Raw genomic sequence first — 9,091 nt, forward strand, 5'->3', positions numbered from 1 at the left:
GCCATCCTTCTCTCGAACGGATAATACCTTACGGCGAAATGATACTGGATAGGTCATTCACAAATTATAATCAATTTATATGTGATTGGCTATATCATATTCGATTGCGATTTTAACTCTCTTCACCCAAATATCAGGGTGAAGTATCTTTCTGCCCCAATCGGTCCCAAATGATTACATCACCTCCCTGGGTGACCTGCCAAACAAAGCATCATGCGGTTGTTCTTTCAGCTCACGATCATTGAATACATGTAAATCCATCTCGAAGATATAAGCCAGGCAGCATACCCTATCTTCTTTAAATGTCATTATGGTGACACGCTCAGATGCTGGAAGCTCTGAACACTCCCATCCCGCACCCATCCCATGCTGGCCAGGTCTCCAAGAACTCGTCCAAGCCCCCTAGAAGTGATAACTGGCGAGTTCTCTACGAAAACGATCCTGGTCGAACCTCGCGAATGATCCTTGCCATATTTCAACCCATAATTGATTCCCCGGCATAGCCCGCATTACCCGGCAGGCGCGGCATGGCAAATATTGATTACCACACAAATATTTGACAAATGGTCTGATAGACTGGATCGGGTAATCCGCAATCAATTGAATTGTTGTCTCGCCTCAATCAAGTTGAAAATAGCAATTTTGATAATTACAGAACTATCGAAACCGGGCTGTTCAAGCTGCGCTACTTCTTTGGCAGCGACATTCATGTGTATTACACAATCCGCCAGCAGCACATCGTTCTGCTGTTGGCGTGTAGTAACAAATCCGGTCAGAAGCGAGACATTAAGAAAGTGAAAAATATTCTTAAAATTCTCGGAGATTAGAAAATGATCATCAAAACAAGACAATTCGACATTAATGCGCATCTTAAAACGGACGAAGACATTCGCGAATTCTTGCGAGAAACTGCTAATTCCGGAGTTGCATCTGATTTTATCCATGCATTGAACACTGCTGCTCGCGCCAAGGGTATGTCCAAAATCGCGGCACGTGCCGGAGTGTCGCGAGCGAGCTTGTATAAATCGCTTGCCGATGACGGCAATCCGCGATTTGACACCATCGCCAAGATTGTCAAATTGTTGGGGTGCAAAATCGTAATATCTTGAAGTGCTATGACTATACTGTTAAAAACATCCCCGTAACACCACTCCCTTTCTGCTGATTATCCCCCAGCATAGTGTTACGAGGGTGCGTCATATCAAGATATGGGATTAGCGAAGTCATTTATTCGTTGAACGATCTGTAAGGCTGCGCAGTAACCTGCATCAGCGACAGCAACAAAGGCGGAAGATCGCACATTTCCGGCGCATCGAACCGGCTATATAGTTTTACTTCATCATTTGATGATAAAGGCCACTAGCGCATAATCAACCAAGAACAAGCGCAAACTGAGATCGACAACATCATGCTCGCTATTCGCCAAGGCATCATCACACCCAGCACCAAGTAAGCACTTGAACAAGCTGAAGCCAAATTATCAGCAGCTCAACAAAAGCTCAAAGACATCCAATCCTGGCAACCAACGCAAATACTTCCGCGTGCAAAATAAATTTACAGAAACCTGGTGCAAAAACCGGAGCGTATCCAGGATGTAATATCCGCACGCGAAGCAATCAAAGCTATTGTGGGAGAGACTGAATTAAAACCGGAAAATGATGAACTGCGGATTGAAATAAAACAAGACAGACTAGCCGCCTTGAGTCAGATAACGGTGGTTGCGGGGGCAGGATTTGAACCTACGACCTTCGGGTTATGAGCCCGACGAGCTGCCAGACTGCTCCACCCCGCGTCAGAACAAAGAATAATAGCAGATTATGCCAACACCGTCAAATCATAATGCTTCATTATTCATTTGATACGGCATAACTGAATCATCGTCATAGCTCTCAGTGCTCAGTGATAACACTCATGCACCCTATTTATTATTTAATTAGTGTCGATTATAGCTAATATCAATACTGCAATTGACGGCTTGTCCAACGTTCCTGTTTGTATCTTTGCCAAGCCATCTCCTTTTTTAATACAGCGTTAATAGCATTCAAAACACTGCTCATATTAACTGGCTTGGTTTTCTCCTCAGCATTTCCGGTTAAATTAACTTCCAAATGCAATTTTCCTCTCTGATAAAGCGACCAAATCTCCGAACCATAATCGGTATGCGCAAGCTCTGGAGCAAATCGACTTAGATAGGTAGTGACATTATCAACATCGCGTTTAAGTATTCTCTGCGCATTGTGATTACTTGCTGCAAAAATTGCCTGAGGAAAATCGATAACAACAGGGCCTTGGTTACCGATTAACACATTGTATTCAGATAAATCACCATGAACGATACCATGGCAAAGCATGCGGACAATCTGTCTAATTAAAAAATCATGATACGTCCTTGCCAGCTCAGCGCTCAATGTCAAATCATTCAACCTGGGAGCTATATCACCATTACTATCAGTAATGAGCTCCATTAATAGCACCCCTTCAAAAAAGTTATAATACTTAGGCGTCGGCACACCAACTGTAGCCAGATGAGACATGGTATCCACTTCAGTGCTTTGCCACGCCCCTTTCTGTGTCATCCAGCCGAAATAACTTCTTCTTTGAATAGCACGCATGCGTCGACCATTTCTAACCAGCTCGCCCTCAGCGTTACTTACACTCTGGCAAAAATTTCGTTTGTTTGCTTCCTTATAAACTTTGGCACAACGAATATCGCTGCCGCAACGGACAACGTATACCATAGCTTCTTTGCCACTCATTAGTTGGCAAATAACTGAATCAACAAGACCTTCTTCAACCAGTGGCTCAATTCTTTTGGGGATTTTCATAAGCTCTTATGTAAACATGTCAATACGGACATGCTTCCATACTCCTGTCAAATAAATGAATTCTCTCAATTCAACTGGTGAGAAATCACGTAACTGCTACCTCACCTTCCTGCATTAATTAATTTTGCTGGAACATTTTGCTGAAACCTTGGCGACTTGCTTCGATGCCAGACCGTATCCTCGGACAAAATATGTTTGACATCGACCAGGGTTTTGCTCCCGTTACTCTGATCTGCCGTTAACATTTGCTTTCTTGTTCCAGTAAAGTTCATATGAAACTTATCCAGTAGAACTTGATACAAATTAATTACTTTAAGTTTAAAAAACATGTCCATCTCCTTGATTGTGGTTATTACGTTGTTACGGTAATAATCAATCACGTGATTTGCATTGTAGAGAGAAAAAAACACTCTTGGAATGCGACAAATTGTCGCGCGGTAATTTGTCGCAGCCTTTTATTTGACATAAAACAACTGCCCCAACAGTTGTTTTAATATGATAGATCTGCTTGATGACAGAATTATTACCTTATTACCTTTTGATTAGTTAATGAGTTATTCTCTATGACATAATTGCTTGCGCTGATAGAATCACAGGGTGATTCCAACACGTGACATCGCAAGAAGCGCTGCAATGACTTCAAAGAAAGAGGATTTGTTTTCACATCAGGATGTGCTCGCCCAATCGCATGAGAACCGATCCCTGTCTGATAGCCGATGATAAACTAGACCGGGATTGTGTCGACGCCCTGCTCAACAATATCGATAAAACTCAGGAAATACAGCAACATTTTCAGGATAAATAACGAAGCAAGTTTCAACCGAACAGTGCATTATCAATATACGCACAGCTTTTGAACCCCAAGCAAAATAGATTCTATGACCCCATCAACCACACAAACGATTTCTGATGCAGCACAGCAAAAAATCGTGCAGCTCATTGCCCAAGAACTCAGTGTTGCTCCTTCTCAGGTAGCAGCGGCAGTCAATCTGCTCGATAGCGGCGCAACGGTGCCTTTCATTGCGCGTTATCGCAAGGAAGTAACCAATAATCTAGACGATACGCAACTACGAAATATAGAGGAACGCCTGCAATATCTGCGCGAACTAGAAGATCGGCGGATGACGATCCTGGCTTCGATCGAGGAGCAAGGCAAGCTCACCGATGAACTGCGTCTTGCCATCGAACAAGCTGCAACGAAACAGCTCCTGGAAGATATTTATCTACCTTACAAACCCAAACGTCGCACGCGTGCCCAAATCGCACGTGAGGCAGGTTTGGAGCCTCTAGCCGATGCGTTACTGCACGATCCGACGCTAATTCCCGAGCAAGAAGCAGCGAAATACATCAAAGTACAGCCAGCCGCTGAAGGGGTGGAAGCGATCAACATTCCAGATGTGAAAACTGCCCTCGAAGGCGCACGTGATATCCTTGCTGAGCGTTTCGCCGAAACGGCTGATTTACTCGCTGCCCTGCGCAGCAAACTGTGGAACGAAGGCATTGTGTCTTCCACCGTCATGGCGGGCAAAGAAATGGCGGAAGAAGAAAAGTTTCGCGACTATTACGCCTATTCGGAACCGATCCGCATCATCCCTTCGCATCGCGCGCTGGCATTGTTTCGTGGCCGCGCACTGGGAATACTCAAAATTGACCTCGGCCTGGATGAAGCGGCTGAAGCTATCGTACCTCACCCTTGTGTCGCCATGATCGCAGCACATTTTGGCATCGAGAATCGAGGACGCAACGCGGATAAATGGCTGGTAGACGTCTGTCACTGGACATGGCGTGTCAAAGCACACCTGCATCTCAGTACCGAATTGTTGTTGCAATTGCGCGAAGCAGCCGAAGCGGAAGCCATCAAGATTTTCAGCCGCAATCTGCGTGAATTACTGTTAGCCGCTCCGGCAGGCCCTAAGGCCGTACTCGGCCTTGATCCTGGCTACCGCACCGGCTGCAAAGTGGCTGTGGTAGACGCGACTGGAAAACTACTGGAAACAGGCACCATCTATCCCCATCAGCCACGCAATGACCGGCAGGGAGCACTCGCAACCATCGCACAATTAGTGATCCGGCATAGTGTCGAATTGATTTCGATCGGCAATGGCACTGCCAGCCGTGAAACGGACAAGTTGGCCGTTGAAGCCATCAAGCTGGTGGCAGAACAAAAACCTGAGCTTAAAGTAGCCAAAATCGTGGTCAGCGAAGCAGGCGCTTCGGTTTATTCCGCTTCAGCTTTTGCCGCAGCCGAGTTTCCCGATTTGGATGTGAGTCTGCGCGGCGCCGTATCCATCGCCAGGCGTTTACAAGACCCATTGGCAGAGCTGGTAAAAATCGAACCCAAGTCAATTGGTGTCGGTCAGTATCAACACGATGTCAATCAACGCATTCTGGCACGCTCGCTTGATGCCACCGTAGAGGATTGCGTCAATGCGGTCGGCGTGGACGTCAATACCGCATCGGCACCTTTGCTGTCGCGGGTTTCCGGCCTGAATCGCATTCTAGCTCAGAACATTGTGGAGTATCGCGACGCCCAAGGCCCCTTTCCGAATCGCCAAACGATACTTAAAGTGCCGCGTGTGGGTGAAAAAACTTTTGAACAGGCAGCAGGTTTTTTACGTATCAATGACGGCGATAATCCGCTGGATCGATCAGCTGTGCATCCCGAAGCTTATCCCGTGGTCGAGCATATCCTCACAAGCCTGAAAAAAGGCATAGAACACGTCATGGGCAAACCAGATGTCCTGAAAGGATTATCCCCCAATGAATTCACCAACGAAACATTCGGACTGCCCACTGTGCGTGACATCCTCACGGAACTGGCAAAGCCTGGCCGTGACCCACGCCCGGAATTCAAAACGGCAACCTTTCAGGAGGGTATCGAGTCGCTTGCTGATCTACAACCTGGCATGATCCTCGAAGGCGTCGTCACCAATGTTGCCGCTTTTGGCGCTTTTGTCGATATCGGCGTGCATCAGGATGGGTTAGTGCATGTGTCCGCCCTGGCAAATAAATTCGTCCAGGATCCCCACAAAATTGTCAAACCCGGCCAGATCGTCAAGGTAAAAGTACTGGAAGTCGATGCAACCCGGCAGCGCATCAGCCTGACTATGCGTTTGGATGATAAGGCAGACAACTCCTCCTCCAGCGCTGACACACGCACTCCCCGCCCTCCCCGCCCTCAGGAACCACGCAAACGGCAGTCACGTGACTCGCAGCAAAAGACCTCCCGTAAACCCGAGCCGGTCAGCGCATTTGCCCTGGCGCTGGCACGTGCCAAGGAGAAAAAGTAAGCAGATATTTTTATGAGACTATAACTTTTAAAGAAAAGAAAACATAATGGTTCAGATATAGTCTTGCATTACGCCAATCTTTGGGTTATTTTTTTGGTTCGTTGGAATTAAGGAATCTGCAATAGCGAGACCGCCAAGAGCAGACCGTGGACAAATTTGGGTTGCATCACTCTACCGTTAGTCAGATTGTTAAAAAAGCACAAAAAAGTTAGATGTTATATAGCAACACGGTATCTGGCCCCATCGTTCCACGTAAATGTAATGACTGACACCTTTTTTACTAGTTAAGTGGCATAAAAGGGAAAACATCAGGTATCGGAGAAGAAACGTGAGTCACACAGAACAACCAAGACCGCCATTTCCTCCATTTGACGCTGAATCGGCAGCAAAGAGAGTAAGGCTTGCCGAAGATGCATGGAATACACGAGACCCAGAAAAAGTTTCTTTGGCGTATACTCCAAACACAGTTTGGAGAAACCGTTCAGAGTTCTTTTGTGGGCGTGAAGCTGTTGTCCAGTTTCTTGTGCGCAAGTGGAACAGGGAGCTTGAGTACAGACTCATAAAAGAGCTTTGGGCGTTCCATGAAAACCGTATTGCCGTTCGCTTTGCATACGAATGGCACGATGATTCAGGTAACTGGTTCCGCTCATACGGAAACGAGAATTGGGAGTTCAATGAAAGTGGTTTCATGCACAGGCGCATAGCAAGTATCAATGATCTCCCAATCAAAGAGTCTGAGCGCAAATATCATTGGCCACTGGGCAGAAGGCCAGACGAGCATCCTGGTTTATCTGAGCTTGGTCTATGAGTCTGCCGCTTAACGTTAAGCCTCACCCAACACCGGAGCAACCATGGTTACCGCCAATCACGCGCCGAGGTCGCTAGCAAAAAAGGTGTCAGTCATTGTATCTTGCAGAATGAACGAATTAACTGATTAACAGTACTGTAATAAACATTATATTTGAGATAGATTTGCCTTGGTGCTTCTAGCAAAAGATGTTCGTGATTATCCATAAGGCAGTAGGCATAACATATTGCTTCATAGTGTATTATCAGCTCTGCTAACAAATTAAGAAACTGCTGTCTATCCTCATCTTCATCAAAAATAACTTCTCCACTGTTCCCCCTTGACATAACATGGTATAAACCATTCGAAAACTCCAGTCTGATCGGACGTATCATAAAACCATTCTTCTCCATATTCATTTTACGGCTACGCATCATAAATGCACTTCATGCACTATGCAATGACTGACACCTTTTGAAATTGACTGAAACCAGATTACAGTAAGATAGTACAAAATTTATTTTTAACGTCACGCTTCAGCCGAGGAGGCGCGTTAGCGCCGACGTCGAGTGGAAGCGATTGTTATGCGCTGTATTTATCTGATTTTCCAAGATTACACTCCGAACATAAAGTTTGAAGATTTTCAATTACTGTTTCACCACCTTTTGACCAGGGAATTATGTGATCTATGTGCAATTGAACTCCGTGTAACAACGCTGGGGATTTACCACAAATTACACATTTGAAATTGTCTCTTTTAAAAACATCATACCTTAGAGACAATGATATACTTCTGTTTGTTTTGTGTTGCACATCAGATGCTGGCTTAAGGAGAGAGCGCGATTCTTGTTCTATTTCCTCAATTGTGGCGCCAGACTTCCAAGAAATAAACTCTAAACAGATTTCATACCAAGTTTTTTTAAATTCTTTCTGGTACTTTGAAATAGAAACTGGAGAAAGTGGCTGCTTAATTTCTTTGGCCCTGGGCTGTCTCCCTAGTTTTTCCCAAACCACCTCTAGATTTTGAAACAAGGATTCTTTGTCAACGTTTCTATCATATCGAGGTGAAATACCTGCTTTATTGCATAGCAAGGACCACTTGCCAAAATGTCTTTCTACGGTTGCTGGAGAAACACCCAACCAATTACAAAAATCTCGACTAGCAACATATTCATTACCTTTTGCATCAGCAAATTCCCTAAGCGCTGAAATAAGCTCCGCTTTTGAATATTTATTAAATCGCTTTATCGTGTAATCAGCCATCTAGTTAGTTTCTTATTGCGCATAACATTCGAATTAACCGGCACCGGAGCGTTAGCGAAGGGAAGGCAACCAGTGTAGCTAGTTGGCTGTCCAGTTGAATGAGTGGTTAGAAGGATGCTTAAATAGACCAAGTGTTTAAAAGATTAATGTGTAAACTATGGAAAATTCTGGCTACTTTAGAATAAATAATATGCCAAATTAGTGCTACCGATTACATTTGCAGAAGCTAATTTGGGGTTGAGCTCTACATACTGGTGAAGAAAATCGATTGGGGATTGATCTAAGGGGGCTTTTGATATGCCAAGTGCCCAATAACTACGCATATTTAACTGAGATGGCCTAATTTTACTAACTTTATCAAGATCAAAAATCATTTTGTTAATGCATTGAATTGGATTCTTATCTTGCTTGATTTCAAGCGCAGCATAACTGCTTGTAGCCCAGCCTTTTTTTCTTAGGATGAAATCTGGTCGAAAATTAATTTTTTCACGCTCTCTTCGCCCATCAAATTCTAAACGTATTTCTCTGTCCCACTCAGGTGTACTGGAATGGTGGCTGAGAAAATATGCAAATTCGATCTGTAACCAAGTTTCCCAGCCTGTTATAGGTTTATTGCCATAAAAAATATTAAAATAATCGTGTAATTTTACGGATAAAAAGAATTCATCTATAAGCGATTTAACGAAATCGTGGTCGCGTTTCATGGTTTCCGTATACTTTCCCTACTTATGTCATTAATAGCAAAAAATTGTTATATTTATCATGTTTGCTAACTGTAAAAGGTGTCTACCATTGAATTTGTGGATGACACCCATTATTAAGAAGCGTAGCATAACTTATTGATGGGGGTGTGGCTCAAGGTGTCCGTTGTGGATAATTCCGACTAACTCGGCACTGAAATGCCGCCCCTGTCGTCCGCATCATCC

11 protein-coding genes and 1 tRNA gene are annotated in these 9,091 nt (G+C 44.5%); 3 read left to right on the forward strand and 9 right to left on the reverse strand.

Annotation, left to right across the window (positions count from 1 at the left end; translation table 11 throughout):
* Positions 1–174: 174 nt before the first annotated feature.
* Together BLV54_RS17000 and BLV54_RS16230 are read right to left on the reverse strand one after the other, a co-directional pair.
* Positions 175–309 (reverse strand): hypothetical protein, encoded by a 135-nt coding sequence (locus BLV54_RS17000; RefSeq protein ID WP_256329509.1) that lies wholly within the window; start codon positions 307–309, stop codon positions 175–177.
* 287 nt (positions 310–596) lie between these two features.
* Positions 597–737, reverse strand: coding sequence for a hypothetical protein (locus BLV54_RS16230; protein ID WP_176969783.1), 141 nt, complete (start codon positions 735–737; stop codon positions 597–599).
* Positions 738–830: 93 nt separating this feature from the next.
* On the opposite strand from BLV54_RS16230, the gene BLV54_RS13625 reads away from it, so the two are divergent.
* A complete protein-coding gene (locus BLV54_RS13625) occupies positions 831–1,109 on the forward strand; it encodes an addiction module antidote protein (RefSeq protein WP_090572172.1) in 279 nt (92 codons plus the stop codon).
* A 230-nt stretch (positions 1,110–1,339) separates the two neighbouring features.
* On the opposite strand, the gene BLV54_RS17005 is transcribed toward BLV54_RS13625, so the two are convergent.
* From BLV54_RS17005 to BLV54_RS13640, 4 genes are all read right to left on the reverse strand, one after another.
* Entirely contained in the window at positions 1,340–1,465 is a 126-nt protein-coding gene (locus BLV54_RS17005) for a hypothetical protein (protein WP_256329511.1), read from the reverse strand.
* 250 nt (positions 1,466–1,715) lie between these two features.
* Positions 1,716–1,792: transfer RNA gene (locus BLV54_RS13630), tRNA-Met, on the reverse strand.
* A 163-nt stretch (positions 1,793–1,955) separates the two neighbouring features.
* Positions 1,956–2,825 carry a PA4780 family RIO1-like protein kinase gene (locus BLV54_RS13635; RefSeq protein ID WP_090572173.1) on the reverse strand — a complete coding sequence of 290 codons (870 nt, stop codon included), beginning with the start codon at positions 2,823–2,825 and terminating at the stop codon, positions 1,956–1,958.
* A 101-nt stretch (positions 2,826–2,926) separates the two neighbouring features.
* Positions 2,927–3,154 carry a hypothetical protein gene (locus BLV54_RS13640; protein WP_090572174.1) on the reverse strand — a complete coding sequence of 76 codons (228 nt, stop codon included), beginning with the start codon at positions 3,152–3,154 and terminating at the stop codon, positions 2,927–2,929.
* A 549-nt stretch (positions 3,155–3,703) separates the two neighbouring features.
* Here BLV54_RS13640 and BLV54_RS13645 point away from each other — a divergent pair.
* A complete protein-coding gene (locus tag BLV54_RS13645) occupies positions 3,704–6,115 on the forward strand; it encodes a Tex family protein (RefSeq protein ID WP_090572175.1) in 2,412 nt (803 codons plus the stop codon).
* 328 nt (positions 6,116–6,443) lie between these two features.
* Positions 6,444–6,923, forward strand: coding sequence for a nuclear transport factor 2 family protein (locus tag BLV54_RS13650; RefSeq protein ID WP_090572176.1), 480 nt, complete (start codon positions 6,444–6,446; stop codon positions 6,921–6,923).
* A gap of 92 nt (positions 6,924–7,015) precedes the next feature.
* Here BLV54_RS13650 and BLV54_RS17370 read toward each other — a convergent pair whose 3' ends face one another.
* The 3 genes from BLV54_RS17370 to BLV54_RS13665 form a co-directional block, all read right to left on the reverse strand.
* Positions 7,016–7,339 (reverse strand): transposase, encoded by a 324-nt coding sequence (locus tag BLV54_RS17370; protein WP_090572177.1) that lies wholly within the window; start codon positions 7,337–7,339, stop codon positions 7,016–7,018.
* 145 nt (positions 7,340–7,484) lie between these two features.
* Positions 7,485–8,165: an HNH endonuclease gene (locus tag BLV54_RS13660; protein WP_090572178.1), complete on the reverse strand. Its 681-nt coding sequence runs from the start codon at positions 8,163–8,165 to the stop codon at positions 7,485–7,487.
* 176 nt (positions 8,166–8,341) lie between these two features.
* A complete protein-coding gene (locus BLV54_RS13665) occupies positions 8,342–8,869 on the reverse strand; it encodes a hypothetical protein (RefSeq protein WP_090572179.1) in 528 nt (175 codons plus the stop codon).
* Positions 8,870–9,091 lie beyond the last annotated feature (222 nt).

This window comes from Nitrosomonas sp. Nm33, assembly GCF_900107265.1.
In the GTDB taxonomy this organism is placed as follows: domain Bacteria; phylum Pseudomonadota; class Gammaproteobacteria; order Burkholderiales; family Nitrosomonadaceae; genus Nitrosomonas.

Bases quoted from the DNA above. Each gene is read 5' to 3' on its own strand.
- BLV54_RS13645 (WP_090572175.1), top strand. From the start codon at position 3,704: ATGACCCCATCAACCACACAAACGATTTCTGATGCAGCACAGCAAAAA.
- BLV54_RS17370 (WP_090572177.1), bottom strand. From the start codon at position 7,339: ATGATGCGTAGCCGTAAAATGAATATGGAGAAGAATGGTTTTATGATA.
- BLV54_RS13640 (WP_090572174.1), bottom strand. From the start codon at position 3,154: ATGTTTTTTAAACTTAAAGTAATTAATTTGTATCAAGTTCTACTGGAT.
- BLV54_RS17000 (WP_256329509.1), bottom strand. From the start codon at position 309: ATGACATTTAAAGAAGATAGGGTATGCTGCCTGGCTTATATCTTCGAG.
- BLV54_RS13660 (WP_090572178.1), bottom strand. From the start codon at position 8,165: ATGGCTGATTACACGATAAAGCGATTTAATAAATATTCAAAAGCGGAG.
- BLV54_RS13635 (WP_090572173.1), bottom strand. From the start codon at position 2,825: ATGAAAATCCCCAAAAGAATTGAGCCACTGGTTGAAGAAGGTCTTGTT.
- BLV54_RS13665 (WP_090572179.1), bottom strand. From the start codon at position 8,869: ATGAAACGCGACCACGATTTCGTTAAATCGCTTATAGATGAATTCTTT.
- BLV54_RS13625 (WP_090572172.1), top strand. From the start codon at position 831: ATGATCATCAAAACAAGACAATTCGACATTAATGCGCATCTTAAAACG.